Annotated in this window: 26 protein-coding genes, 1 tRNA gene, 1 pseudogene and 1 riboswitch; of the genes and pseudogenes, 10 read left to right on the top strand and 18 right to left on the bottom strand. The window is 67.2% G+C overall.

Going from position 1 to position 25,075, the window contains the following annotated elements; all coding sequences use genetic code 11:
- The first annotated feature begins 115 nt into the window (after window positions 1–115).
- From ASF09_RS08750 to ASF09_RS21220, 5 genes are read left to right on the top strand one after another with little or no spacing between them, the layout of a single operon-like run.
- Window positions 116–1,264, top strand: coding sequence for an efflux RND transporter periplasmic adaptor subunit (locus tag ASF09_RS08750; RefSeq protein WP_060525880.1), 1,149 nt, complete (start codon window positions 116–118; stop codon window positions 1,262–1,264).
- The gene (locus ASF09_RS08755; protein ID WP_060525881.1) at window positions 1,257–4,373 is read left to right on the top strand and encodes an efflux RND transporter permease subunit; all 3,117 of its coding nucleotides are present in this window, start codon (window positions 1,257–1,259) and stop codon (window positions 4,371–4,373) included. The genes ASF09_RS08750 and ASF09_RS08755 overlap by 8 nt, the downstream gene beginning before the upstream one ends.
- Window positions 4,370–5,854 carry an efflux transporter outer membrane subunit gene (locus tag ASF09_RS08760; RefSeq protein WP_082444204.1) on the top strand — a complete coding sequence of 495 codons (1,485 nt, stop codon included), beginning with the start codon at window positions 4,370–4,372 and terminating at the stop codon, window positions 5,852–5,854. The genes ASF09_RS08755 and ASF09_RS08760 overlap by 4 nt, the downstream gene beginning before the upstream one ends.
- Entirely contained in the window at window positions 5,854–6,015 is a 162-nt protein-coding gene (locus ASF09_RS21215; RefSeq protein WP_443024977.1) for a hypothetical protein, read from the top strand. Before ASF09_RS08760 ends, ASF09_RS21215 begins: the two co-directional genes overlap by 1 nt.
- 51 nt (window positions 6,016–6,066) lie before the next feature.
- Window positions 6,067–6,291: a hypothetical protein gene (locus ASF09_RS21220; RefSeq protein ID WP_443024978.1), complete on the top strand. Its 225-nt coding sequence runs from the start codon at window positions 6,067–6,069 to the stop codon at window positions 6,289–6,291.
- Here ASF09_RS21220 and ASF09_RS08770 read toward each other — a convergent pair.
- Window positions 6,219–6,629: a VOC family protein gene (locus ASF09_RS08770; RefSeq protein WP_327196562.1), complete on the bottom strand. Its 411-nt coding sequence runs from the start codon at window positions 6,627–6,629 to the stop codon at window positions 6,219–6,221. The two genes, ASF09_RS21220 and ASF09_RS08770, sit on opposite strands and share 73 nt — an antisense overlap.
- 127 nt (window positions 6,630–6,756) lie before the next feature.
- Window positions 6,757–6,833, top strand: a riboswitch (Fluoride riboswitch).
- Between the two features lie 23 nt (window positions 6,834–6,856).
- Here ASF09_RS08770 and ASF09_RS08775 point away from each other — a divergent pair.
- Window positions 6,857–8,212, top strand: coding sequence for a voltage-gated chloride channel family protein (locus ASF09_RS08775; RefSeq protein WP_060525885.1), 1,356 nt, complete (start codon window positions 6,857–6,859; stop codon window positions 8,210–8,212).
- A 168-nt stretch (window positions 8,213–8,380) separates the two neighbouring features.
- Here ASF09_RS08775 and ASF09_RS20275 read toward each other — a convergent pair whose 3' ends face one another.
- The 3 genes from ASF09_RS20275 to ASF09_RS08785 all read right to left on the bottom strand — a co-directional run bounded on the left by ASF09_RS20275 (window position 8,381) and on the right by ASF09_RS08785 (window position 9,761).
- Window positions 8,381–8,719 (bottom strand): hypothetical protein, encoded by a 339-nt coding sequence (locus tag ASF09_RS20275; protein WP_147453186.1) that lies wholly within the window; start codon window positions 8,717–8,719, stop codon window positions 8,381–8,383.
- Between the two features lie 292 nt (window positions 8,720–9,011).
- Window positions 9,012–9,260, bottom strand: coding sequence for a PaaI family thioesterase (locus ASF09_RS20945; protein WP_235529763.1), 249 nt, complete (start codon window positions 9,258–9,260; stop codon window positions 9,012–9,014).
- A gap of 408 nt (window positions 9,261–9,668) precedes the next feature.
- Window positions 9,669–9,761 (bottom strand) — tRNA-Ser (locus ASF09_RS08785).
- A gap of 270 nt (window positions 9,762–10,031) precedes the next feature.
- Between ASF09_RS08785 and ASF09_RS08790 the strand changes: the two genes are divergently transcribed.
- Together ASF09_RS08790 and ASF09_RS08795 are read left to right on the top strand one after the other, a co-directional pair.
- A complete protein-coding gene (locus tag ASF09_RS08790) occupies window positions 10,032–10,826 on the top strand; it encodes a DUF1134 domain-containing protein (RefSeq protein ID WP_060525886.1) in 795 nt (264 codons plus the stop codon).
- Between the two features lie 244 nt (window positions 10,827–11,070).
- A complete protein-coding gene (locus tag ASF09_RS08795) occupies window positions 11,071–11,415 on the top strand; it encodes a hypothetical protein (RefSeq protein WP_060525887.1) in 345 nt (114 codons plus the stop codon).
- Window positions 11,416–11,584: 169 nt separating this feature from the next.
- Here the strand turns inward: ASF09_RS08795 and pyrC are convergent, their stop codons facing one another.
- Window positions 11,585–12,622 carry a dihydroorotase gene (pyrC, locus tag ASF09_RS08800; protein ID WP_060525888.1) on the bottom strand — a complete coding sequence of 346 codons (1,038 nt, stop codon included), beginning with the start codon at window positions 12,620–12,622 and terminating at the stop codon, window positions 11,585–11,587.
- 104 nt (window positions 12,623–12,726) lie between these two features.
- Here pyrC and ygfZ point away from each other — a divergent pair, with 104 nt between their 5' ends.
- Entirely contained in the window at window positions 12,727–13,461 is a 735-nt protein-coding gene (gene ygfZ / locus ASF09_RS08805) for a CAF17-like 4Fe-4S cluster assembly/insertion protein YgfZ (protein ID WP_060525889.1), read from the top strand.
- Between the two features lie 21 nt (window positions 13,462–13,482).
- On the opposite strand, the gene ASF09_RS08810 is transcribed toward ygfZ, so the two are convergent.
- Entirely contained in the window at window positions 13,483–14,382 is a 900-nt protein-coding gene (locus ASF09_RS08810; RefSeq protein WP_060525890.1) for a hypothetical protein, read from the bottom strand.
- Between the two features lie 20 nt (window positions 14,383–14,402).
- On the opposite strand from ASF09_RS08810, the gene ASF09_RS21070 reads away from it, so the two are divergent.
- A complete protein-coding gene (locus ASF09_RS21070; protein ID WP_268795621.1) occupies window positions 14,403–14,537 on the top strand; it encodes a hypothetical protein in 135 nt (44 codons plus the stop codon).
- 95 nt (window positions 14,538–14,632) lie between these two features.
- Here the strand turns inward: ASF09_RS21070 and ASF09_RS08815 are convergent, their stop codons facing one another.
- The 12 genes and pseudogenes from ASF09_RS08815 to ASF09_RS08870 all read right to left on the bottom strand — a co-directional run bounded on the left by ASF09_RS08815 (window position 14,633) and on the right by ASF09_RS08870 (window position 24,914).
- The gene (locus tag ASF09_RS08815) at window positions 14,633–15,754 is read right to left on the bottom strand and encodes an OmpA family protein (protein WP_060525891.1); all 1,122 of its coding nucleotides are present in this window, start codon (window positions 15,752–15,754) and stop codon (window positions 14,633–14,635) included.
- A 120-nt stretch (window positions 15,755–15,874) separates the two neighbouring features.
- Entirely contained in the window at window positions 15,875–16,387 is a 513-nt protein-coding gene (locus tag ASF09_RS08820; RefSeq protein ID WP_060525892.1) for a DUF2793 domain-containing protein, read from the bottom strand.
- A gap of 25 nt (window positions 16,388–16,412) precedes the next feature.
- Window positions 16,413–18,560, bottom strand: a complete 2,148-nt coding sequence (locus ASF09_RS08825; RefSeq protein WP_060525893.1) for a phage tail protein — start codon at window positions 18,558–18,560, stop codon at window positions 16,413–16,415.
- A gap of 1 nt (window position 18,561) precedes the next feature.
- On the bottom strand, window positions 18,562–18,936 hold the full coding sequence (locus ASF09_RS08830; RefSeq protein WP_060525894.1) for a hypothetical protein: 375 nt from the start codon (window positions 18,934–18,936) through the stop codon (window positions 18,562–18,564).
- On the bottom strand, window positions 18,933–19,730 hold the full coding sequence (locus ASF09_RS08835; RefSeq protein ID WP_060525895.1) for a DUF2163 domain-containing protein: 798 nt from the start codon (window positions 19,728–19,730) through the stop codon (window positions 18,933–18,935). The genes ASF09_RS08830 and ASF09_RS08835 overlap by 4 nt, the downstream gene beginning before the upstream one ends.
- Window positions 19,731–19,903: 173 nt before the next feature.
- Window positions 19,904–22,180: pseudogene (locus tag ASF09_RS08840) on the bottom strand (DUF2460 domain-containing protein).
- Between the two features lie 162 nt (window positions 22,181–22,342).
- Complete coding sequence (locus ASF09_RS08845; protein WP_082444206.1) at window positions 22,343–22,891, bottom strand: tail tape measure protein; 549 nt, start codon at window positions 22,889–22,891, stop codon at window positions 22,343–22,345.
- A complete protein-coding gene (locus ASF09_RS08850; protein ID WP_060525897.1) occupies window positions 22,881–23,072 on the bottom strand; it encodes a phage tail assembly chaperone in 192 nt (63 codons plus the stop codon). The genes ASF09_RS08845 and ASF09_RS08850 overlap by 11 nt, the downstream gene beginning before the upstream one ends.
- Window positions 23,069–23,383 (bottom strand): gene transfer agent family protein, encoded by a 315-nt coding sequence (locus ASF09_RS08855; protein WP_060525898.1) that lies wholly within the window; start codon window positions 23,381–23,383, stop codon window positions 23,069–23,071. The genes ASF09_RS08850 and ASF09_RS08855 overlap by 4 nt, the downstream gene beginning before the upstream one ends.
- A gap of 168 nt (window positions 23,384–23,551) precedes the next feature.
- Window positions 23,552–23,959: a phage tail tube protein gene (locus tag ASF09_RS08860; protein WP_056060976.1), complete on the bottom strand. Its 408-nt coding sequence runs from the start codon at window positions 23,957–23,959 to the stop codon at window positions 23,552–23,554.
- A gap of 26 nt (window positions 23,960–23,985) precedes the next feature.
- Entirely contained in the window at window positions 23,986–24,336 is a 351-nt protein-coding gene (gene gp17, locus ASF09_RS08865; RefSeq protein ID WP_162237245.1) for a tail completion protein gp17, read from the bottom strand.
- Between the two features lie 29 nt (window positions 24,337–24,365).
- On the bottom strand, window positions 24,366–24,914 hold the full coding sequence (locus tag ASF09_RS08870; RefSeq protein ID WP_060525900.1) for a head-tail connector protein: 549 nt from the start codon (window positions 24,912–24,914) through the stop codon (window positions 24,366–24,368).
- Window positions 24,915–25,075: the final 161 nt, after the last annotated feature.

Genomic DNA, 25,075 nt, shown 5'->3' on the forward strand with positions numbered 1-25,075 from the left:
AGTCCTCCGCTGACGAGCGAACGCGCCGACTTCTGGTCGCCCGCCAGCTCCTCACCCGATCCGCATCGCGCGCGCCATGCCGCCGATAGCACCACGCCTCTCCGGAGTTGTTCAGATGTCTGTTTTCGTTTCCCAGCTCCCGGCGGGCGCGCTGGCGTTGCGCTCGATGCTCCTCGGCTGCCTGATCCTGACCGTGTCGGCGTGTGGCGGCGCGCAGTCGCACGAGCCTGCCCGCCAGGCGCCGATCGTCGAACGCAAGGGCGACCGGATTTTCGTGCCGGCGGGATCGCCGCTTCGCACGCGGATCGCAGTCGCCGCGGTAGGCACTTCGACCGAAGGCCGCACGCTCGACCTGCCGGCGTCAGTCGAGGCGGATCCTGCGCTTCAGTCGAAGGTCGCGCCTGCACTGACGGGCCGGATCGTGTCGCTGCGCGTCGGGCTCGGCGACCATGTCCGGGCGGGACAACCGCTTGCAACCATGGTGTCCTCCGATCTGGCGCAGGCCTATGCGGACGAGGCGCGTGCGACCGCCGCAATGGCGCTCGCGACCCGCAGCAAGGCGCGAGCAAGCGCGTTGTTCGATGCCGGTGGTGGAGCGCAAAAGGACGTGCTTCAGGCCGAGAACGACTATGCCACCGCGCAGGCCGATCTGCGGAGCGCCACCGCGAAGCTGCGGATCGTCGGCGCGCCGCTGCGCCAGCGAGGCGGTGCGCAGGTCCTGACCATCGTCGCGCCGAGCAGCGGCAGCGTCACCGATCTTGCAGCAGCACGCGGGGCGGTGTGGAACGACGCGACCCAGTCGCTGATGACGATCACCGATCTCAACCGTGTCTTCGTCACGGTCGAAGTCCCCGAGAAGGATCTCGCATCGGTTCATGTCGGCCAGCCGGCGAGCGTGCGCTTTGCCGCATATCCCGACGCGCCGGTACAGAGCCGAGTCGCCTCGGTCAGCGATGTTCTGGATCCCGAGACACGGCGCATGAAAGTGCGCCTCGCATTCCCCGACGGCGGTCGTCGATTGAAGCCCGGCATGTTCGCGACCGTCTCGTTCCAGGCAGCAGCGGTACCGGCGGTCTCCGTTCCGACCGGCGCGCTGTTCCTGAAGGACGAGGGCAGTCAGGTCTATGTCGAAGTCGCACCCTGGACCTTCGTGCCCCGTACGGTCGAGGCTGGGTACAGTCTCGGCGCGCGGACGACGATATCGAGGGGCCTGAAGGCCGGCGAGCGCGTGATCGTACGCGGCGGAGTGCTGATCAATGATTGATCGGCTCGTCGGCTTCGCGCTCGCGAAGCGTTTCATCATGGCGCTGCTGGCGATCCTGATCGCGATCTTCGGCTATTATTCCTGGTCCCAGCTCGCGGTCGAGGCCTATCCCGACATCGCCGATACCAGTTCACAGGTGATCGCCCAATCTCCCGGGCTCGCCGCGGAGGAGATGGAGCAGCAGGTCACCGTGCCGCTGGAGCGCGCGTTGAACGGCACGCCCGGCCTCGCGATGATGCGCTCCCGCACCGCCTTCGGCCTGACGCTCATCACGGTGGTCTTCAAGGACGGCGTCGAAGGCTATTGGGCGCGTCAGCGGCTGCAGGAGCGGATCGCCGCGGCCGATCTGCCCGAGGGCGTCGAGGCCGGACTCGATGATTTCACGTCGCCGATCGGCGAGGTCTATCGCTACACGCTCGAGAGCGACACGAAGTCGCTGCGCGAGCTGTCCGAGATCCAGCGCTGGACGGTCATCCCCGCGCTACGCGGCATCGATGGCATCGCCAACGTCAACAATTTCGGCGGTATCACCACGCAGTATCAGCTCGAGATCGATCCAGCTGCGCTGTCGCGCTACGGGATCGCCTTGAAGGACGTCACCGATGCGATCGGTGCCAACAACGCGAACGCGGGCGGCAGCGTCGTGAACCGCGGAGAGCTCGGCTATGTCGTGCGCGGTATCGGCCGGCTCCGGACGCTCGACGATATCGGCGCGATCACCGTCAAGACGAAGGACGGTACGCCCGTCCGTGTCGCGGATCTCGGCACTCTGAAACTCGGCAACCAGGAACGTCACGGCATCCTCGGCAAGGACTACAACAACGACTCGATCGAAGGAATCGCGCTTCTGCTGAAGGGCGCCAATGCCGGGCCGGTGCTGGATGCGCTCCACGCCAAGGTCGATCGGCTCAATGCCGCGCTGAAGGCGCAGGACGTGCGGATCGTGCCCTATATCGATCGCAGCAACCTGATCGACGCGACGATCCACAAGGTCTCGCACACCGTCTTCCTGGGAATCGGCCTCGTCGTCTTCGTGCTGATCCTGTTCCTCGGAAGTGCACGCGCCGCGCTGATCGTCGCGGTGGTGATACCGTTCGCCATGCTCGTCGCGTTCGCACTGATGTACCTGACCGGCGTGTCTGCGAACCTGCTGTCACTCGGCGCGATCGATTTCGGTATCCTCGTGGACGGCGCGATCGTGATGACCGAAGCGATCCTGCGCCGTCGCGAGGCGGACCCCGACGCGGTGCTGAGCGAACAGGACGTCCGCCAGGCCGCAGTATCCGTCGCGCGGCCGATCTTCTTCGCGACGCTCATCATCATCGCCGCGTATCTCCCGCTGTTCGCGTTCCAGCGCGTCGAGGCCAAGCTGTTCTCGCCAATGGCCTATGCGGTCGGCTATTCGCTGCTCGGCGCGCTCGTCCTGTCGCTGACCCTGGTGCCGGCGCTGGCCTATATGATGCTGCGCAAGCCCCGGCGGATCGTCCACAACCCGGTCCTCATGCGCGCCGAGACGGGCTATCGCCGGTCGCTCGCCGCGCTCATCGCGCGCCCGCGGATCGCGGTTGCGACCGTGTTGGTCGCCGCGGTTGCGGTGGTCGGGCTCGGCGCGACGGTCGGTCGGGAATATCTGCCCGAACTCGACGAAGGGTCGCTCTGGCTCCAGGTCTCGATGCCCGCGGGGATTTCCCTGGATACCGCAAAACGGATGGCGGGCGACCTGCGTGCCGAGGTGTTGAGCTTCCCCGAAGTGTCGTACATGGTCACGCAGACCGGGCGTAACGACGACGGCACGGATCCCTTCACGCCGTCGCATATCGAGTCGAGCGTCGGCCTGAAACCGTACGACACCTGGCCCGACCATGAGAGCAAGGACGAACTCGTTCGACGGATGAACGCGCGGCTATCGCGGTTGCCCGGCTATCAGATCGGTTTCAGCCAACCGATGATCGATGGCGTCAACGACAAGATCTCCGGTGCGCACAGCGCACTCGTGGTCAAGGTCTTCGGCGAGGACCTGAAGGAAGGTCGGCGGATCGCGCAGGACATCGTCAGCGTGCTGCAGTCGGTGCGCGGCTCCTACGGCGTGGCGATCGATCAGGAGCCGCCCCTGCCCCAGGTCGTCGTCAAGGTCGATCGCAGCGCCCTGGCCCGCTACGGCATCAGCATCGCCGACGTGAACGACCTGCTGGCGACCGCGGTCGGTGGACAGGGCTTCTCGCAGATCTTCGTCGGCGAGCGGGTGTACGACCTGGCGGTGCGCTTTCCGGCTGCCGCGCGGGATACGGTGGAGCATCTGGGCGACCTCGTCCTGACCACGACCAGCGGGGCGCATGTCCCGCTCTCCTCGGTCGCCACGATCGGCTATCAGGCGGGCGAAAGCACGATCACGCGCGAACTGACGCGCCGCCATCTCACCGTGAAGCTGGACTATCGCGACCGTGACCTGACCAGCTTCCTTGCCGAGGCCCAGTCCAAGATCGCCTCGCAGGTAAAATACGATCACAGCAGGTTCGAGCTGACCTTCGGTGGCCAGTTCGAGAACCAGCGGCGGGCCGAGGCGCGGTTGCGCATCATCTTCGGCATCGTCGCGGCGCTGATGCTGATCCTGCTCTATTCGCTGTTCGGCGTGTTCCGCTACGCGCTGCTGGTGCTGGGCCTCGTACCGCTCGCGGCATTGGGAGGACTGATCGCGCTGCATCTGACAGGGGTGACGCTGAATGTCGCATCGGCGGTAGGGTTCATCGCGCTGTTCGGCGTCGCGGTGCAGAACGGGATCATTATGGTGTCGAACCTGAACGCGGCGCGAAGCCGCGGGTTGGCACTGATCGACGCGGTGATCGAGGGCGCGGCCGAGCGGCTTCGCCCCGTGCTGACCACCGCGACCGTGGCAACCGTCGGGATGCTGCCGGCTGCGCTCGCCACCGGCGTCGGCAGCGACGTGCAGCGCGGGATCGGTACGGTCGTGGTCGGAGGGCTCGTCCTGACGACCTTCCTGACGCTGTTCCTGATCCCGGCGCTCTACTTCCTGATCGAGCGGCGCGTCGAGGCGAAGGCCTCCGCTGCGCCACGTCCTTCCGCCGATCCCGTGCTGGAGCCTTCGCTATGACACTCCGATCCCTCCCCCTGCCCGTCATGCTGCTGGCCACTCTCTCGGGCTGTGCCGTCGGTCCGCGCTACGTGCGGCCCGAACTGCCGCGGACGGACCGCTATACGTCTGCCCCGCTCCCCGTTCAGACGACCGCCACGGCGATCCCGATCGGCGACGCGCAACGCTTTCTGATCGGCGCGCGCCCACAGGCAAAATGGTGGACCGCATTTGGTTCGCCGGACCTCGATCGGCTCGTCGCGCAGGCCTTCGCGGCCAACCCGGACGTCGAGGCGGCCCAAGCGGCCTTGCGAGCGGCGCGGGAGACCTATCGCGCCGAACGCGGTGCGCTGTTGCCGACCGTGACGGCGGGCGCGACCGCGAACCGCCAGCGCGTGGCATCCGAGATCGCGTCGCCGCAAAGCTCCGGCGCGTCGATCTTCAATGTCTACACCGGGCAGTTGAGCGTCGGTTACACCCCCGACCTGTTCGGGGGCGTCCGACGGACGATCGAATCCGCTGCGGCGCAGCGCGATGCCCAACGCTTCACGGTGGAGGCGACCTATCTCACGCTTGCCGCCAACGTCGTGAACGCGGCGCTTCAGGAGGCGCAATTACGCGGACAGCTGGCGGTAACGCTCGATCTGGCGGACCAGCAACGCCGTCTGCGCGCGCTGATCCAGCGCCAGTTCGAACTCGGATCCATTCCGCGCGGCGACGTCGTCGCCCAGGATGCGGCACTGGCACAGACCGAGGCGTTGTTGCCCGATCTGCGTCGGCAACTCGCACAGCAGCGCAATGCGCTTGCCGTGCTGCTTGGGCGTCCACCCCGGGATCAGCCAGAGGCCATCTTCACGCTGGCGTCGTTCGCCTTGCCAACCGAGTTGCCGGTAAGCCTGCCCGCGCAGTTGCTGGAGCAGCGCCCCGATATCGGGCTCGCCGAGGCAAATATACGCGCGCTCAACGCACAATACGGCGTCGCGATCGCCGCCCGCCTGCCCAGCCTCACCCTCAGCGCGGATTCCGGCCTGGTCGGCGAAACATTCTCCGCGCTGACCGGACCCGGCGGTTTCTTCTATAACCTGACGGCGGGGCTGCTCCAGCCGATCTTCGATGGCGGCACGCTGGCGAGACGTGCTCGGGCGGCGCGTGCTTTGCGCGATCAGGCTGCCGCGCAATACAGGAGCGCGGTGCTGACGGCGTTCCAGAACGTGGCCGACACGCTCGAGGCGATCCGCGCGAACGGCGATCTTCTGGCGGCGCAGACGCGTGCCGAAACCTCCGCAGCCGGCAGCCTGACGATCGCAAAGAGCCGGGCGGCACTCGGCGACGTCGACAACACCTACCTGATCCAGGCGCAGGCGACGTATCTCCAGGCCCGGCTCGGCGTCATCCAGGCGCAGACCGGGCGGCTGAGCAATACCGTAGCGCTGTTTCAGGCGATGGGGGGCGATTGGCAACATCCCGCTGCTGGTGAATCAGTCGTCCCACGGAACCCGTGATGGTCGATTTGGATGTCCCCGCCCTGACGGTCACCTTCGCATCTCTCGCGACGGCCTTCGTACTGGGCACGCGAACCGCGGAACTTCGTATCAACGTCCTGGTCGCCTTAGGGCCGGCAGCCTTCGTCGATCTCGGCCTCCGGACGGCGGGACAGGGCTAGACCGAAGCGCTGTACCGCGTACACGTCGTGTGTCCCGTCGAGCAGGTCGCGATGGCACGCGACATTCTCTACGACGAGCGCGAGTTGCAACACTATCCGATGCGCGAGATCGAGACGATGGCCGGGGGCGAAGCCTCCGTCGAACGCGGTGCGATCCTCTTGCCGACCAGCGCGCATGTTACCGAACTGGACGTCATTGTCGCTCATCTGGGTAGGTGCGCAGGGATCATCGCTTGCCGGGTGAAAGGTTCGATCAGATCCCATCGGTTGCCGTAGAGGTCTTCGAAGAAGGCCACGGTGCCGTATGGCTCATGGCGAGGCGCCTCGACGAAGCGGATACCCTGTTCCGTGTAGGCGAAGTAGTCACGGGTGAAGTCTTCTGTTTCGAGAAACAGGAACACGCGCCCGCCGCTTTGATCGCCGATTGCCCTACGTTGCCGGTCGCCGACAGCCTTCGCTAGTAGCAGTCCGCTCGCCGCGCCATACGGTGCGACCACCACCCATCGCTTGTCATCTGTCAGCGCGGTATCTTCACGCAACTCGAAGCCAAGCTTTCCGACGAAGAAGGCGAGAGCGGTCTCGTATTCGTCGACGAGGAGGGCGGTCAGGTTCAAGCGCTGGGGCATCCAGTGAACCTGCGCCAATATCGACGTCGCGCCAACGCCCGCTCCCACCCCGCATGGTCAAACGGCAACTTGACCGAAACCGGCCGTTGACGAGTTTGCCCTCAGACGACATAGGCGCCGCAACGGCGATGGATTTCCGCCAGGCTATTCGGCCGAACCGCCCTCGCAAGGGCCGATGATTCCTACCAAGCGCCGCAAGGCAGCAAGGAGGAATCGTGCACGCGACGTTTCGTAATCTCTATAACGACCTGAATGTGGCGGCGTTTGTCCGCGATCGTCACGACCATGCCGTGTCGGTGATGCGCTGGGCGCTTATTCTGGTGCCGATGGCCGCACTCGTTGGCACGCTCTGTGCGGCATTTCTATGGAGCCTCGACGCGGTTACACGCCTGCGGTTCGCATCGCCCTGGCTGCTCTACCTGCTGCCGGTAGGCGGCTTCGTGGTAGGGCTGCTGTACCATCTGACCGGTCGTTCGGTGGAGGGCGGCAACAACCTCATCGTCGAGCAAATCCACGAACCGGGCGGCGGGGTGCCGTTGCGGATGGCACCACTCATCTTCCTTGGCACGGTAGTGACGCATCTGTTCGGCGGTTCGGCCGGACGGGAAGGCACCGCCGTCCAGTTGGGCGGCAGTCTCGCCAGCGGCGTTGATCGGGCGCTCAAGCTCGATGCGGACGGCACCCGCATCCTGCTGATGGGCGGAATCGCGGCCGGGTTCGGCGCGGTGTTCGGCACGCCGATCGCGGGCGCAGTGTTCGCGCTGGAGGTGCTGGCAATCGGACGCGTCGAATATCGCGCGCTGGTGCCGTGCCTCGTCGCGGCGCTGGTCGGTGACTGGATGTGCCTCGCATGGGGCATTCATCACGGGGTGTACCGGATCGCCACGCTGGTGCCGGTCGATGCACTGCTCGTCGCCAAAGCCGGCATCGCCGGGGTGGCGTTCGGGTTGGTCGGTCTCGTCTTCGCGGAAGCCAATCATGCGCTGGGTGGGTGGCTTAAGCGGATCGTTCCCTATGGCCCGCTGCGCCCGGTCCTTGGCGGGATCGCGGTCATCGCGCTCGTCCACCTGTTCGGCACGCGCGACTATCTCGGTCTCGGCACGCTGTCGCCGACACCTGACGGCCTCACCCTCGCCAGCTTCTTCGGCCCTGAGACGCATCCGTGGAGTTGGGCGCTCAAACTGCTGTTCACCGTCATCACGCTCAGTGCCGGCTTCAAGGGCGGCGAGGTCACTCCGCTGTTCTTCATCGGCGCGGCGCTCGGCAATGCGCTTGCCCCTATGTTCGGCGTGCCGACCGGCGTGTTCGCAGCGATCGGGTTCGTCGCGCTGTTCGCTGGGGCCGCCAATACACCGCTCGCCTGCACCTTCATGGGGATCGAGCTGTTCGGCGCTGCCTATGCGGTGCCGATCGCAGTGGCCTGCTTCGTCGCCTACTTCTGCTCGGGTCACAACGGCATCTACCTGTCGCAGCGCGTCGCCGTGCCGAAGGTGACGGCGACCGGCCTTACCCCGAATGCCACCCTGCGCGAAGTGCGGGCGCATCGTGCCGCGCGTCGCCCGCGCTCTTGATCCCCGCACCGATCGAAGGTCTGTCCATGCCCAATCGTTTCACCGTCCAGCATCGCGAAATAGGGGTGCGGCCCGAGCCGAAAGCCGCAGAAAAGCGTGGTTGTGGCGGAGGGGTTATCCAGCGAATCGCGGGATGGGGACATCAACGCCGCCTGCTCGGCTCCATGCTCATGAACAATCAATCTTCGTTGATATCGTCAGCTTTTTGCCGACGTTTGAATCCCACGTGCGGCTGATAACGACCTTCCCGCCACGATTGAACATGATCGTTGTTGTCTGAGAACCACCGGAAGGGCTTGAACCGCCTGTCACGATACCTGTCTCCACCGTTTGACCGGCCGGACAGGTCGCACCCTCAGCCGCGAGCAGGGGGCGGATTTTTTTGTATATCGCTGCCGCCTGTCGTTGACTGAGCTTACCTGGAAGATCGCCCACGGCCATTGCAGGGGCCGCAATTGAAAGTGCCAGAGCTGCGGCGAAGACGACCGCGATAGGCTTGATGGTCATGCTGTTTCCAACGCCTCGAATGACTGGTTGCCGATCATTGTCATCGAACGATGGCCCGAACGTGAACGGCTGCTTTCGAATGAGGCAGGCCGGCTAAAGTCGAATGCGGGCACAACTGGCCCACGCTCGATTGGTTCACGCAGCGGGAGGTGTCATCGGGAAATCAGGAGGGTCGATGTCGCGGACGCACATAGTCGACCCTGTGCATCCAGCAGTCTAGCTTCGGAAAAAGCAGCGCGGCGCCCTAAGGAAATCATCTTGCCCTCGGCACGCACTGGTCCGCTCGCCTCGCTCAAGGCCGATGATACGACACCTTGAGTTCCAATGTCGTAAACCCCTGACCCGCCAGCAGGCTGGAATGGACCGCGGCGCCGCAGGCGCTGTCGAGCAATGTCGCCGCATAGCCGCCATGCACCGATCCGATCGGGTTGTAGACCTTGCGCGACGGCGAACCCTCGAACACCACACGGCCACGCTCGAGTTCGACCAGAACGATATCCAGCGCCTCGTGGATCGGCAGGTGAACCTTGGCTGCCGTCAAAGCTGCAAGCTGGTCATGGCCATCAAGTTGGCGTGATCGATCAAGATGTTCATACGCGGACGCTTCCGGGAGTAATCTCAGTCATCCTGACGCGTGGATCATCTGGATCACCCGTATTAATATAAGTCGGCCGGACCGCGCCAAGAACGGAAGCCGGCGGTCGTCACGAACATGCGAAGCCCCCGGGCATCGGACAACTTGTAGCTCTTGTTTGCCGCCTTGGCCTGACGGCAGCATAATTCGGTCAGCACTTGATACCCTCAGAACGTCTTCAGCGTACCCCCAAAATACCCCAACAAGCATGCGCTTGGCTGGGAAACTATGGGACCGCGTGAGACTACCGCGCTATGAAAAGCGAGATAAATCCTAGGCTTCCGAGATGGTGTGATATGCTGTGGGACATTAAAATGGCGGAGACGGAGGGATTCGAACCCTCGGTACCAGTAAACCCGGTACGGCGGTTTAGCAAACCGCTGGTTTCAGCCACTCACCCACGTCTCCGGCTGCAGCAGATGCGGGGCTATAGCGAGGGTCGTCGCGGGGGGCAACGGCTGTCTTCGCGTCATTCGCTCTCTTCGTGTCATTCATCGCGAATTCGCCCAAATTCGACACGGCCAGGCGGTTCGTTCATTGCGCGGCAAGGCCGAGGTTGGTTACGCTGGCCGAGCGAAAGGACCGGGTCGACCGGTCCGATCGGATCGACCATGTCGGGGTCGATGGTTTCAAGGTCGATCGTTTGGTGCCCCGTTTGCGGACGCCGGTTTGGGGACAATGATCATGCGTGACTTCTGGCTCGGCTTGGGTGCCTTCGCCGCTGCGATGTGTGGAGGCACTGGCGGTGCCGCCGCGCAGGTGCGCACGATCGATCCCAATCAGGCGATCGATGGCGACCTCGCGCCGCGCGCCTATACCGCGCCGTCGCGCGCGCAGACGACCACGCAGCCGTCGCGGCCCGCCGATATCGATACGCAGGTCCAGTCCGACCCCACGCCCTCCTCGCCCCCGCCGCAGAATTCGGCGTCGCCTCCAACGGCGGACCCGGCCTCGCCGACCGCCCGCGCGGAAGCGACGACGCAGGCCGCCGACACCTATCAGCGCGATGACCTGCTGGCGGCGGGTGAAGGCGTGTTCGGCAAGGGCGCGGCCGGGCTCGGCGGCATCCTCGAGAAGATCCTCAAGGACCAGGGCCAGCCCAATGCGTACATCGCCGGGCGCGAGGCGTCGGGCGCGTTCATCCTCGGCGTGCGCTACGGCTCGGGGATCATGAGCCACAAGGTCGAGGGCCAGCAGCCGGTCTACTGGACCGGGCCGTCGGTCGGCTTTGACGTCGGCGGCGATGCGAACAAGGTCTTCGTGCTGGTCTACAACCTCTACGACACCGAGGAACTCTACAAGCGCTTCCCTGCGGTCGAGGGCCGTCTGTACCTGGTCGGAGGGTTCGCCGCGACCTATCTGCGGCGCGGCAACGTCGTCCTGATCCCGATCCGCCTCGGCGTCGGCTGGCGCGCGGGCGTCAACGTCGGCTACATGAACATCACGCACAAGAGCCGGTGGCTACCGTTTTAAGCGAAGGCGGGCAGCCGGCCACGTACGGCTGACTCCGGCAAGGCGCAGGCGGGCAGCCGGCCACGCCCGGCTGACTCCGCCAAGCCCGGCCGGCGGGCATAGCCCGTCCGACGGCATGGGCTTTGCCCATGACGCGCGCCACACGCGACACGCCCAAGCCGCTCACACCGCCCGCCAACATTCCCACGCCCGGCAAATCCAGGCGACGAGTTGACGCCCCCTCCCCACGCGCTACCCCAGGCCAATGGCAAAACCCGACCGCCTCGCCCGTCTCGACGCCCAGCGCGAGGATCTCGAAACCGAGTACCGCGACACCCTGATCGCCGCGCTGGAGAAGACCGCGTCGGGATCGCTCGGGCTGTTCGACCGCAGCGCCGACCGCCGCGTCCGCGCCGCGATCGCGCCGACGATCGACGCGCTCACCGACATGGGTGCGGACATCGACGCAATGCGCGACCGCCTGCTGCTCGAGCCGTTCGCGCTCCACCACGACTTCTTCGCGGCGCGCGGCCCGGTCAGCGCCAGCGCGGTCGGCGAGCAGAAGGAAGCGCGGTTATGGCTGGACCGACTGAAAGCTTCACCGCTCTAGCACAAACAGTGGGACGGGTATCGCGGCGACGGTTCGCTTAGTGCCACCGAGCGAATGTCGAAGCCCTCAGGGCGCGTCGTGTCCGTCACCCAGAATATCCCGGCTGTCACTGGAATGACAGGTGGAAGGACGGGACCAGCGGGACGCGCATGCTGCTAAGGGCTGGGAATCACACCTCGAATCGCCACCCGACCGTCGTCCCCGCGAGGAACGGCACCACCGCGGTCGCGCCCTCGCCGATCGACGCCGGCACCTCGACCGCATCGCGCACCAGCGTCACCGTGCCGTCGTTCAGCGGCAGCCCGTAGAACCGCGCGCCATGCTCGGACGCGAACGCTTCGAACTTGTCGATCGCACCCTCTTCCTCGAACACGCGCAGATATGCCTCGAGCGCGAACGGCGCGTTGAAGATTCCCGCGCACCCGCAGCCCGATTCCTTCGCGCCGACGACATGCGGCGCGCTGTCGGTGCCGAGGAAAAACCGCGGCGATCCCGATACCGCCGCCTTGCGGACCGCGAGGCGGTGCGTCTCGCGCTTCAGCACCGGCAGGCAATAGGCATGCGGCCTGAGCCCGCCGTCGAACAGCGCGTTGCGGTTGATCAGCAGATGCTGCGGCGTGATCGTCGCGGCGATCGGGTGCGCCGCCTCGGTGACGAAGGCCGCGGCCTCGGCGGTGGTGATATGCTCGAGCACGATCTTAAGCGCGGGATAGTCGCGCGTCAGCGGCGTCAGCACGCGCTCGACGAACACCGCCTCGCGGTCGAAGATGTCGATCGACTTGTCGGTCACCTCGCCGTGGATCAGCAGCGGCATGCCGATTCGCTGCAACGTCTCCAGCACCCCGGTCAGCGCGCGGATATCGGTGACGCCGTGCGCCGAGTTGGTCGTCGCATGCGCGGGGTACAGCTTGCACGCCGCGAACACGCCCTCCGCATAGCCGCGCTCGATCTCCGCCGGATCGGTACCGTCGGTCAGGTAACACGTCATCAGCGGGGTGAAACCGACGTCTCCGCCAAGCGCCGCCATGATCCGCTCGCGATACGCCTTCGCGGCGTCGATCGTCGTCACCGGCGGAGTAAGGTTCGGCATGATGATCGCGCGCGCGAACTGCCGCGCGGTGTGGTGCGCGACCGCGTCCAGCATCGCGCCATCGCGCAGGTGGACGTGCCAGTCGTCGGGGCGGCGGATCGTGAGGCGCTCGGTCATGCGCTCCTCCTATCGGCGCGGGCGCGTCGGCGCCATATCCCTGTGGTGATATCCCGCGGTGCGATCCAGCTTGGAAATCGCCGTCCGCGCACTAGGTGGTGGCTATGGACCAGCAATCTTCCGCAACGATGCTCGCCGACCGCAGCGTGATCCGCGTCGCCGGCGACGACGTGCGCGGCTTCCTGCAAGGCCTCGTCACCGCCGATACCGCGGCGCTCACGCCCGACACCCCCGCCTGGGCCGCGCTGCTCTCGCCGCAGGGCAAGGCGCTGTTCGACTTCATCCTCTGGGCAGACGGCGATGCGGTGCTGATCGATGCCGAGGCAGCACAGGCCGAGGCGCTCGCGAAACGCCTGTCGATGTACCGACTGCGTCGCGCGATCACGATCCAGCCCGATGACCGCAAGGTGCATTGGTCGTCAGCGGGAGAGGGCATCCCCGACCCGCGTCTCGCCGCCCTCGGCCGGCGCTGGCTCGCCCCGGCGTCAGAGCCGACGCGCGATTGGCACGCGCATCGCCTGTCGCTGGGCGTCGCCGAGGGCGTCGGCGAGCTTGGCGCAGGCGAGACCTTGTGGCTCGAATGCAACGCCCGCGAACTGAACGGCGTCAGTTTCACCAAGGGGTGTTACGTCGGGCAGGAGAACACCGCGCGAATGCATCACCGCGCCAAGGTCAACCGCCGGCTCGTCGTCGCACCGCTCACCGAAACCGGACCGCGCACCCGCGCCGCCTATCCGGAGCTCGGCCTGATGGTCGAGCACCGCCGCATCGACGCGCTCGGCGACGCGATCGTCCCGGAGTGGCTGGCCGCGGCGCTGGCGGAAACCGCATCGGACTGAAGACCGACCAACGGCGCGCGGTCACTTCGCCGACGACGGCGTGATCTCGCTGCCCTTGACCCGCCACACGCGCTTGTCCGGCGTCGCGACGAACACCGGCATATGCAGGCTGTACGAGGCGAACACATGGATCTCGGTCGGGACGGGATCGAGCAGATGATTGACCACGAACCCGACCGGCGTCGCGCCCGGCGGCAGCTTCGGCGCGGTCATCGCGAGGCAGCCGAGCGTGTAGGGGCGTGATGCCACCACTCTGCCATCGCGATCGACGAGCACGCGGTAGTGGCCGCCCATCGGAAACGTCGTCGCCTCCTTCTGTGCCGACAGCAGGTAGACCGCGATCAACCCGTCCTTTTGCGGCGGGAGCACGACGCTGTTGAACGACAACGGCGTGCAGGGCTTGTACCCGCGCGCGACGGCCGCCTGTGTCGCCACCTCGCGGGCGCGCACCAAAAGAGCCTGCGCGGATGTCAGCGCGGCCGGTCGCACGAGGACCTCCTGCGACACGACCTTCCCGCCGCGCACGTCCGCCACGAAGAACGCCTGCGCCGCAACGCCTGCCCCGCGATAATAGGTCACGTGCAACGTCCGCGGGTCGGGCTGCTCGACGACATACCCGCCGGGACCGCGCAGTTCGCTTTTCGGGATCGCGGCGGTCAACGCATCCGAACTGACCCACGCCGCCCGATCGAACGTATAGAGCAGCGATCCGAGCCTTGCCGCCTGCGCGATACGCTGAGCGTCGGACGGCCCGCGCGGAGTGGGGCCGCTGGGCGTTGGGCTGCTCGGCGTGGGCAGCGATGTTACCGAACCGGCCGATGCCGACCCGTTTTGCTGGGGCACGCCGGGTTCGCGAGGAGCGGTCGCCCCCTGGAGAATGGCGGCACCGATCGTCAGGATATGCGCGATGACCAATGTCATGTCCCCCGCGGCAAAGCGCTATGCTGGACGCTGCATCGGCGACAGGCAAGGCCACGCCAATCTCGATCAAGCCACTCTCGATCAAAGCCATCTCGATCAAAGCCATCTCGATCAAAGCCATCTCGATCAGCCTGGTCCAACCCCTGAAATGCTGAACACCTCCGGCGCGCAAAAGAAAAGGGAGGCCGGCTTGCGCCGACCTCCCCGATCTTCGTTCCGTAGCCGACCCGAGGGTCGACTGGCGAAAGTCTTACTGGCCCGAACCCGGACCGTAGGTGACTTCCACGCGACGGTTCTGCACTTCGCGAACGCCATCGGCGGTCTCGACGCGCGGACGGGTCTCGCCGAACGCTTCCGTCGAGATGACACCCTCTGGGATGGCATGCGACGAAAGGTACGCCTTGGCGGCGTCTGCACGACGCTGCGAGAGACCGACGTTGTACGATGCTGCACCCGACTTGTCGGTGAAGCCCGCGATCATGACCTGGGCATTGCCGCACGACTGGTACTGCGTGACGGCGTTGTCGAGGATCGATGCTGCCTCTGGCGTGATGTCCGACTTGTCCCATTCGAAGAACACGATGAACGGACCAGGCGAGCAGACGACCTCTGCTGGCGGCGGCGGCGCTGGCGGCGCAACCGGCTCAGGTGCCGGTGCTGGCGGCGGCGGTGCTGGCTCGGCAGGCGAACCGAAGTTGTACGTCAGGCCACCGAGGATGCTGTGCGAGCGGTAACGACCGTCGAACACGCGGTTCGACACGTCGACCAGCTTGACGTTCTCGGCATTGAAGAAGCGATACTTCAACGTTGCGTCGACGTGGTTGCTGAGCGGTGCACGGATACCGGCAAGACCCTGATACGCGAACACGGTGTCCGAGTCGTTCAGGAAGTCGCCACCGCTGGTGAGGCCGTACTTCGCCTTGACGCGAGCAACACCGACACCGCCGCCGACGAAGCCCTGGATGCCGTCGTCCGGACCGAAGTCCAGAAGGCCGTTCAGCATGAAGCTGAGCGCCGACGACGAACCACCGGCACCATCGTAGCTGCCAGCTGCGGCATTGCCGCGAACGCCAGCCTGCGTGAAGGTCGGCGTGGTCGTGGACGACGTGTAGCCGTCAACGGTTGCACGACGATAGCCGACTTCGGTTTCCAGACGGAAACCACCGAAATCGTAGCCCATGACGCCATCGACGTCATAGCCATAGTTATGATCAACCGACCCAGCGCTCTTGAGAGCACCGATGTCATAGTTGATGTCTTCAACGATCATCGCACCGCCTTCAGCGCCAACGTACCACGACTTGTCGCGGGCGAGGGCGGGAGTGGCGAGTGCGGTGGAGGCGAGTGCCAGAACGACGGCAAGCTTCCGCATACTAAATCCCCTTTCATGAGTGTCACACGGACATCGCAAACTCCCTATCCTCGGCCTTGTTTCCACGCAAGCGAACAAAAGTTCCCACTGTGGCAGGAACGACACAGTTTTCGCCGTGTTTCAGGCAGATATCATCCCGTGCCCGCGCAATGCGTCCAGGATGGCCACGATTGCGCTTCTCGCGTCGCTATCCGCGAGCGTGGCGCCGGCGAGCAGCGCAGGCGGATTCGCGATCGCCGGACGCCGTGCGCCGACCACGATCTGCCCGCCGATCGTCACGTTGGTGCCCGACATCACGCCGCTTACCCAGGTTCCCGCACTGAACCGCACGATGTGTCGGTCGCCGCCATGCCACACCATCATTCCCTCGCGCGGCACGACGAATCGCCAGCCGCCGGCCGTCCAGGCTGCGAGCGCGAACGCGTGTCCGGCCCAGTCGCCGGTCGGCGCCGCGCCGAGGATCCATGCCGCCCCCTGTTCCGGGTCGGCCGGCGGCACCGTCGCACCGACCGCAAGGACACTCGCCTGCACCGCGATATCGAGGATCGCCAATGCCTCGTTGTGTGTCGATTCTTTCTGCGCCTGCCCCGGTTGCAGCAGCGGCAGCGAAAGCCGCGATGTCGTGTCGCTCATGGTCCACTCCCCCTGTCGTTCGAATTCAGGCCGGTATCGTCAGGTGCGCCGTCAGCGATTCGCCGAAGATTCCGCGCTGGGATATCGCCAGCGAGACCGCGCCACCGGCCAGATCGGTGTCGGTCAGCGTGACGAGCGGCGCGGTCGTGTCGACGGTGCGCGTCACGCCGCCCGCGGCGATCGTCACCCGGTACGCTTCGCTTTCCTCGGCGAGCGGCGCATCCACCCCATCGATCCAGCGCCACCCGGCGCGGCTGCGACGAACCCAGCGCACCGTCGCGCCGCCGTCGCCGTCACGCGTGAAGGTGACGTGGACCGGCGACGGCGGCACGACCGAGGCGCCGCGGAGCACGCAGCGCATCTCGACCGGGCTCATGTCGCCGACGCCCGACGCCATCACCCGCACTTCGCGGCCGAGCACCGACAGCGGCAGGTCGATCGTCCGCGCGGCATCCGTCTCCAACAGCACGAACCGATCGCCCGCGACTTGCGGACTCGCCGCCTCGGTGCCCCGCCGCCCCCGCAACAGCGTCCGCAGCCGCCATCGTCCCCCGCCGAGCGGCTCGGCCCGCCCGAACTGCACCAGCTCGTCGCCGAGCAGCGCGAGATTGCTGCCCCGGTCGAGCGCGTCCGCATCGGCATCCGCCAGCATCATGGCAGGATGCGCGAGCCGCACGTCGAACGCGCCGCGCCGGTCGATCATCGTCGCCGGCCCGCCCGGCACCACCGCCTCGACCACACCGATCACGCCGGGCGCCGCGCTCGCGCCCGCCGCCGTCCAGCTGATCCCGTCGTCGATGCTGTAGAGCAACGCCGCCTGCCGCCACCCCGCGCCTGCGCCCGCCGCGACCACGGTCATCCGCGGCATCGACAACGGCGCATCGTCGAGCCCCGGTATCTCGAACGCGTGGAGGATCGTCGCGCCGACCACCGCATCGACCGCGCCGACCACCCGGCCGCTGGTCGCGGTCGCCGGGATCGACGCGATCGTCACCGGCACGAGGCCGAGCGTGGTTACCATTCCTTCGATCGCGGTGTCGGTCACCCGCCAGACGCCCGCCTCGCCCGCGATCGTCACGCAGGCACCCGGCGCGATCGCCATCGCCGCGAACCCGCTCGTCACCGTCCGCCGCACGCGCCCCGCCTCGGCCCGCGCCAGAATCGCCTCCGCCACCGTCTTGGCCGCACCCGCGTCGAGCACCGCCGGCACCTCGACCCGCTCGTCGCGCACGCCGGCGCCCGGCCGCCGCGCGCGCTGCACGCCCGTCTGGTAATCGCGCGCCGCATCATAATAGCCGAGCGTCACGGTCCGCGGCACCGTCTCGATCGCGGCGACCGCACGCGTCCGCCGCGCGCCCTTGTCGCCGACCGCGAAACCTTCGTCCGCGACACGCACGACGGCAGCCGCCGCATCGCGCATCGCCAGCCCGTCGCCGACCGGCGCGAACCACGCGCCGGTCGCCTGCCCGAGCAAGTCGAGCACGGCGCGGACGCTCCCGCCCGACGCCGCGAACCCACCGACCGACAACGCCGCAGCCCCCGACACCTCGGGCGCCAGCGACCTTGCGATCGTCGACACCAGCACCGCGCCCTGATCCGCGATCACCTCGAACGTCAGCGACGGGATCCGATTGCCGAAATCCGCCAGCTGCAACATCTCGAACACCGCATACGCCGCGCCTCTATATGCCGGTGTCGCGCCCCCTTCCGCCGACGCGATCAGCGGATCGACCGCCTGGTCCTCGCCGCCGAGATGCAGCCGGAACCCCGTCGCGGTCTTGAAATCGCCGCCCGCCCCGCGCAGCAATTTCCCCTCCGCCCAGATCCGCCCCACCCCCAGGATCGCACGCGCCGACAGCAGCACCGCGAACGACGCCGCATAGGAATAGGTCGAGGTGCTCGGCTGCCCCTTGCCGCCCCGCGACGTCGACCGGCTCTCGATCAGGTCGGTCGCCCAGATCACCGTCCCCGCCACGCGCAGCGTCCCGAACAGTTTCGGGATCTGGTTCCCGTACGACGACGTCTGCACCGCCAGCTCGACCAGCCGCGGCCCCTCGCGCCGCTTGGGCGCGAACAGCGCGTGATCGACCGATTGCCCGATCAGCGCGCCGATCGCGCCGCCGATCGGTCCGCCCACCGCGGTACCCACCGCCGTCAGGATCAAGGTCGCCATGTCATTCCCCCATCCGCCAGACACCGATCAACGGCCAGGGCGGCATTCCCGGCCGCTCCACCACGCGCCGCAACCCCGCGTCCGCATGCACGAATCCGCCCGCCGTCCTGATCCCCAGATGAAACTGCCCCGGCCCGACCGCCATCAGCAGCACGTCGCCGCTTTCCGCCGCGCCGACGATCCGCACCAGCATCCGGTCGAGCATCGCCACGTGGCCGCCGCGCAGCGCATAGCCGGTCGGCACCGCCCCCCGGAGGCCCCCCGCCTGCAACGCCAGCGCCACCAGCCCGACGCAATCGAGCCCGTCCGCCCCCCGCCCATGCAACCGGAACCGCGTCCCCACCGCGCGCAGCGCTGCCTCAGCAACGACGCTCACGCGCCCGGATACCGCGTGAGCAGGTCGATCCCCGGCAGATGCGGTTCGCCGCGAAAATTCGCCGCGTTGCCGAACCGCGCGGCACAGGTGGCGAGACTCTTGTCGCACCCCTCGACCACTTCGACTAGCGCGCCCGCCTCGACCACGAAAGTCGGTACCGCCCGGAGCGTCACCGCCGCGCCGTCGGCCGCCGCGATCGCGCTCTCCAGCCCACCGTTCGCGCCACCGAACCAGCGCACCAGCCCGCCGCCGAGCCCGGCCGTCGCAAGATCGAGCGTCACCACCGGCCCGACGCACGCCACCACGCGCGCGAACCTTCGCCGCCCCGCCATTGCCACCCGACAGCGCCGATCGCCCAGCTCCGCGCGACATTCGGGCGACGTCTCCTCGACCACCGGCCGATCCAGCGCCGCGCTGCTCCCCCGCAGTTCCGCGGTAAAGCCGGTTTCGCCCAGCTCGACCGCACCGATCAACCCGCTCCCCAGATCGGCGCGCGCCCGCGGATCGGTCCAGTCGACCGCGAACAGCGCGACGCGCGCGCCGTCCCAGCGCCCGGCGAGCAGATCGCGCTCGTCGATCGCCGCACTCCTCAGCGCCCCCGCGACATCCATCGTGTCCGCCTCCAGCCCCGCGGAGCGCTCGATCGCCGACGGTGTCATCCCCGGCGCGGCGCGGTGCACCAGCCCGTCGACCACCAGATCGCGATCATGCGCGGTCAACCCGATCGCCACCCCATCCCGCCGCTCGATCCGCCAGCACACCGCGATCGTCGCCAGCTCCGCATCCAGAAACATGAAAGTCTCCTTCCAAAGAGAACCCTCGCCCCTCCGGGGAGAGGGAGGGGCCCGCGCGCCCTTGCGCGTGGGAGGGAGAGGGGCATGAGGCTCGGAACCGGAATCCCAACCGCCCCTCACCCTCCCGTCGCCAAGCGGCTCCTCCTTCCCTCTCCCCGACCGGGAGAGGGACATTAGGCCTCGCGCACCTCGACCAACGGCACGCTCGCGGCGACTCCCGCCAGGAACGTCGCCCGCGCCACACTCAACCGATCCTCGGCAAACCGCACCGGCACATCGAAGACGAACCCGGCAGTCACCGCCACACCCACGGCAGGCGCCACATCCAGCACCACCCACCCGCCAGCCTCGACCGCGAACGCGTTCGTCCCGACCCCGTCGACGCTCACCGAAACGCTGCCCGCCACCGGCCGCGTGATCCGCCGCGCCGCGCGCTCGTACCATTTCACCAGCGCGAACCGCCGCGCGACGCCGTCGCCGGTCCCGATCGCCTGGCCGCCCGCTGCGAAGTCGAACGGATCGCGCAACCGAAACGCGCGCGCCGCCCCCATCCGCGCACGAAAGAACGCGAGCAGCACACCGATATCCGCCTCGCTCCGCAGCCCCGGCCCGACATCGTACGCGGTCCGCGCCTCCGCCCAGCTCGCATTGCGCGCCTCCCGCCCGCCCGCACTCGTCAGGATCGCGGTCGAGAATCCCGGCGCGACCTCCGCCTCACGCCCCAACTCCAACGGGAACAGCACGTCATCGAACGCATCCACAGGCTCGTCCTCCCCAGCAGTATCGAAATGCACGAACCCGTCCCGCATCACCTGCGGCAGCGCCCAGAGGAACGTCTCTGCCACCCCGCGAGCCCGCGCGACCCCAGCCGCCGCCTCGATCAGCCCCCACTGCACCGCCTGGTCCGGCCGCAACACGAACCCCGACAGATAATGCTGCCTCTCGACCGGATAGCCGAGCCGCGCGAACGCCACCGCCACACCCTCCGCGGACGATGCCGAATCCCCCGCCGTCACCCAGTCGTAATCCTCGAGCTGCAACACATCGAACGCCGGACTCGCCCATCCCACCGGCATGTTCGCGCGCTTCGCCTCCGGCGCCGCCGCATCCAGCACGGTCGGCAGATACGTCAGCAGATGCGTCACGCACCCCGGCGCCTCCGCCCGCACCGCCGCGACAAGCGCAGCGGTAGACGCCGCCAGACACACCCCGGCCGCATCCAGCGTCGTGATCCGCGCCGGCGTCTTGGGCCCCAGGATGCTCCCCATCGCGACGGGCGCAAACGCCGCCACCGCGCTCGCGTCGTACAGGCAAGGCCGCCCATCGGGCATCACCCACCACCACGGCTCGCCGACCTGGAACTTCGGCGCCAACCCCGCCGCAACCGCGATACCCAGAAAAGCCCGAGCGACCGCCTGAAGATACCCCATCGCCCCAGCATGCGCCGGCGACAGCAGCGTCGACGGCGGCTCCCACCCGGTCAGCGCGGGCGCGCCATCGGCAGCCCGCTGCTTCCAGTCGTTCCAGCAATGCGCATCGAACAGCTCGTAACTCAGCGACCAGATGACATCGAACCCAAGCGCCCCCGCGCGCCCGGCAAAATCCCGATGCCACGCTGCACAAGCCGCGTTCAAAACGCCCCCCGTCGCCGAAACGTAAAACCCGCCGCCTGCCTCCTCGAGCCGGAAATAATGGCTCATCCCGACATAATGCGTGATGCTCCCCCGATACCCGAGATGCAGCGCATTCCGCAGCAACCGCGCCGGCGTCAGGTTATAACTGTCGTCATATCCGCCCGCGATCCGAACCCCGTGCTCGGGCACGACGGCATCGCCGATCGCCAGCACCGACCCCGGCCCCTCGCAGACGAGATCGGTCCACTCGACCCACCCCTCACGCGTCCCGGCCAGCGGAACATCGACCTCGGTATAGTCCGGCGGCACCACCGACACGAACATCCGGTCGATATCCCCAGCCCACACCGGATCGCTATCCTCAGGCAGCTCATACCCGCCCACCATCGCCCCGAAATCGAGCGAAACGACCGCATCCTCCGGCGTCCCCACCGCATAATTCCACAACCGCACATATTAGGACCGAGCCGCCCCAGCAGCATCCCGCCCCTCGATCGTGAGAGTGGGCCCATTGATGGCATCCAACGCCATCACCCCGAAAGACCGCCACCGAAACCGCAGTCGACAGTCCCGAAAATCCCGCGAAGTCTCATACTTCAGCAAAGGATGATCGAAGCGGTCCACCGCCTCCCAGATCACCCCTGCGAGATCGTCCGCTTTATAAAACACCGCATCCACTCGCAGCGAAGCGGGACCGGTGGTCACAACGGAAGCCATCATCGGCCGAGGAAAATCCACCGTCCAGAACCGAGGATCGAACCGAGACACAAGCCCCTCGACCTGCACAGTCCGCCCGGAGCAAAGCCAATGCGCCATAAATTCCTCCTCTTTCCCTCGCCCCTACGGGGAGAGGGAGGGGCCCGCGCGCCCTTGCGCGTGGGAGGGAGAGGGGCGTGAGGCACGGGACGCCAATCCCAAAGCCCCTCACCCTCCCGTCGCCTACGGCTCCTCCTTCCCTCTCCCCGGCGGGGAGAGGGATTATTCGCTAGCCAAAGCCGCCTTCACCGCGCGCGCCACCTGCCGGCTCGACTGCGCCAAAACCCCAGGCGCACTCCCCCCGGCAGCATTCACGGTGATAGCCACCCTCACCTCGCGCACGCCCCCCGGCACGCCAGCCTCAACCCGACCGCTGGAAGTAGGCACGAAAACCTCCGCCCCCCGCTCCCCCACGACATAAGCCCGCCCCGGAGACACAGGCCCGCCAGTCGCCCGCCCAGGCAACCCACCAACCAGCCCCGCAAGCGCCCCACTCAACCCGCCCCCGCTAAGAACCGACTGCACCCCAGCCTTCAAAGCCGCCGAAGCAATCGCATCCAGCGCCGACAGAGCCACCCCCTTAAGCTCCTCGAACCCCAGCTTCCCCGACCGCACCGCGCGCAACAGCCCCGCCTCGACCCGCAGCGAAGCCCGCTCCGCCCCAGCGCCGAGAACACCCTCCAACTCCCCCCGCATCGCCTCCACATCACGCGAGAACCCGGTCGTATCCGCCCGCACGCTCACCAGCGCCGCATCAAGATCATCCATCAGGAAAAGCCTCCCTCAACCGCGCGATCGTCGAAGCATCGGGCGGCGCCGTCACATCGCCCACCAAAGCCCCCACCACGCCCGCCAATTCCGCTGGCGTAGCCCGCCAGAACACCTCCGGCGCCCACCCGAGCACCGCGCCAGCAAAGCCAGCCAACCGCGCCGCATTGTCGGAAAACGTCACTTCCCCGCCAGGATCTGCCGCAACAACACCCGCAATACCGGCGTCACCGCCGCCAGCCCCGCCTCGACGACAGCCTCCCCCAACCGCTCGCGCGTAACCCCCTCGGGACACTCGCGCAGACAATGCCAGAACAGCCCCACCATCTCCCCGATCCCAAGCTTCCCCTCCGCCGCGCGCTCCACCAGCGCAAACAAAGGCCCCAACTCCCCCTCGGCCGCGACCAGCGCCGCAAAGCTAGGGCGAAGCACAAGCACCTCTCCCCCAACCCGAAGAGACCCCTCCCCCCGAACCGGATTCGCCAAATCACCCATGAGAATTCTCCAAAAATCCCCTCGCCCCTCCGGGGAGAGGGAGGGGCCCGCGCGCTCTTGCGCGTGGGAGGGAGAGGGGCGTGAGGCTAAGGACCTAAATCCCAAAACCCCTCACCCTCCCGTCGCCAAGCGGCTCCTCCTTCCCTCTCCCCAAAGGGGCGAGGGAGATTAACCCACAACAACAGCTCCAGAACTCTCCAGGCTAAGCGTATAAGACCGCTCCCCATTGAAATCCCCGGCGTAATCCAACCGAGAAACCAAGAACTTACCCGTCATCGTGTCCCCCCCCTCGAACGCCAGCCGATAATCATCGAGCACCCCAGTCAGCGCGCTAGCCTTCACCCGCAACTCCGCCACCGATCCCGTAAAAACCCCAGCCCCCGAAACGGACACACTCCGAACCCCAGCCCCAGACAACAACTGCCGCCACCCGCCAGAGTCCTTCGTGGTAACAACGATAGCCTCCCCATTCACCGACATCTGCGTCGTCCGCAGCCCCGCCACGGTCGCATAGACCACCGGCACCGCCCCGTTCCCCACCTTCAGCAGGAACGCACTCCCCTTCTCCACCGCCATGTCCGTCTCCCCCAAAACCGTGCCACTCAGCTCTCGCGGTACATCCGCACCAGAAACTCCGACGTCCCCCGCCACCGATCCCCGACCCGCAGCACCCGAGACCGAACCAGCGCCAACCGAACCACCCGCCACCCCTCGCCCAGATCGGGCGGAAGCGCCTCCAACCCCTCCTCCGCCGCTGCCAGCAGAGCGCGCGCCCGAACCGGCCGCTCCCCCCCATCGAACAGCGTCAAAAGAATGCGCCCCTCGCGCCCGACCCAGGTCTTCGTGCTCCAGTCCGACAACACCGGCTCGTCGACCACCGCATACGGCAGCCCCCCACGCACCGGCGGTGCATCGAACACGCTCACGTCCAGCACCGCGTTCAACCGAGCCACGATCGCCGCCTGCAAGACCACCCGCCCACTCACGAATGCACCGCCAAACCAAGCCGCATCCGCCGGTAAGGCCGCCACAAAGCCGCCACCGCCGCCGGCGGCGCGACGTCGCTCTCCCGGTGATCGAACAGATGCGCGACCAGCATCGCCACCCCCTGCGCGATCGGCGCCGGTACCGCCTCGAAACTCAAGGCCAGCCCCGCCGAATACGCCACAGCCACCCGCCCAGCCGACCCAGCGGCAAGAACCCGAACCCACCCGACCCCATCCGCATCGATATCGACCGCATAGGCCCCGACCGCCAACACGAACGGCGCCCCCTCGCCAGGCAGCCCGGTCAGCCCGGCAATCACGGTAACCGGCGCAACCACCAACCGCCGCCACCCCGCCGCACTGGTCACCACATCCTCGAACGGCCGCACGATCACCGCCGCCCCCAGAAAAGCCTCCCCCAGCAGCAGCGCCGTCGACGCCAACCGCGCGAGCACCAAGTCCTCCCCCGTCTCCACCCGCAACAAAGCCCTAGCCGCGACGACCACCTCAGCGATCACCCCGGCAGAAATCGCCGACCCCGTCATCAGACTTCTCCTGTTTTCCCTCGCCCCTCCGGGGAGAGGGAGGGACCCGCGCGCCCTTGCGCGTGGGAGGGAGAGGGGAGTGAGGCTCGGGACGTGAATCCCAACTCCCCCTCACCCTCCCGTCGCAAGTGCTCCTCCTTCCCTCTCCCCGACGGGGAGAG

Origin of the sequence: Sphingomonas sp. Leaf242 (genome assembly GCF_001422045.1) — a bacterium.
Taxonomy (GTDB): Bacteria; Pseudomonadota; Alphaproteobacteria; order Sphingomonadales; family Sphingomonadaceae; genus Sphingomonas.

Coding starts and splice junctions, on each gene's coding strand:
- ASF09_RS08750 (WP_060525880.1), top strand. CDS start 116: ATGTCTGTTTTCGTTTCCCAGCTCCCGGCGGGCGCGCTGGCGTTGCGC.
- ASF09_RS08755 (WP_060525881.1), top strand. CDS start 1,257: ATGATTGATCGGCTCGTCGGCTTCGCGCTCGCGAAGCGTTTCATCATG.
- ASF09_RS08760 (WP_082444204.1), top strand. CDS start 4,370: ATGACACTCCGATCCCTCCCCCTGCCCGTCATGCTGCTGGCCACTCTC.
- ASF09_RS21215 (WP_443024977.1), top strand. CDS start 5,854: ATGGTCGATTTGGATGTCCCCGCCCTGACGGTCACCTTCGCATCTCTC.
- ASF09_RS21220 (WP_443024978.1), top strand. CDS start 6,067: ATGGCACGCGACATTCTCTACGACGAGCGCGAGTTGCAACACTATCCG.
- ASF09_RS20275 (WP_147453186.1), bottom strand. CDS start 8,719: ATGACCATCAAGCCTATCGCGGTCGTCTTCGCCGCAGCTCTGGCACTT.
- ASF09_RS08790 (WP_060525886.1), top strand. CDS start 10,032: ATGATCATGCGTGACTTCTGGCTCGGCTTGGGTGCCTTCGCCGCTGCG.
- ASF09_RS08795 (WP_060525887.1), top strand. CDS start 11,071: ATGGCAAAACCCGACCGCCTCGCCCGTCTCGACGCCCAGCGCGAGGAT.
- pyrC (WP_060525888.1), bottom strand. CDS start 12,622: ATGACCGAGCGCCTCACGATCCGCCGCCCCGACGACTGGCACGTCCAC.
- ygfZ (WP_060525889.1), top strand. CDS start 12,727: ATGGACCAGCAATCTTCCGCAACGATGCTCGCCGACCGCAGCGTGATC.
- ASF09_RS08810 (WP_060525890.1), bottom strand. CDS start 14,382: ATGACATTGGTCATCGCGCATATCCTGACGATCGGTGCCGCCATTCTC.
- ASF09_RS21070 (WP_268795621.1), top strand. CDS start 14,403: ATGCTGGACGCTGCATCGGCGACAGGCAAGGCCACGCCAATCTCGATC.
- ASF09_RS08815 (WP_060525891.1), bottom strand. CDS start 15,754: ATGCGGAAGCTTGCCGTCGTTCTGGCACTCGCCTCCACCGCACTCGCC.
- ASF09_RS08820 (WP_060525892.1), bottom strand. CDS start 16,387: ATGAGCGACACGACATCGCGGCTTTCGCTGCCGCTGCTGCAACCGGGG.
- ASF09_RS08825 (WP_060525893.1), bottom strand. CDS start 18,560: ATGGCGACCTTGATCCTGACGGCGGTGGGTACCGCGGTGGGCGGACCG.
- ASF09_RS08835 (WP_060525895.1), bottom strand. CDS start 19,730: ATGTTTCTGGATGCGGAGCTGGCGACGATCGCGGTGTGCTGGCGGATC.
- ASF09_RS08855 (WP_060525898.1), bottom strand. CDS start 23,383: ATGGGTGATTTGGCGAATCCGGTTCGGGGGGAGGGGTCTCTTCGGGTT.
- ASF09_RS08860 (WP_056060976.1), bottom strand. CDS start 23,959: ATGGCGGTGGAGAAGGGGAGTGCGTTCCTGCTGAAGGTGGGGAACGGG.
- ASF09_RS08870 (WP_060525900.1), bottom strand. CDS start 24,914: ATGACGGGGTCGGCGATTTCTGCCGGGGTGATCGCTGAGGTGGTCGTC.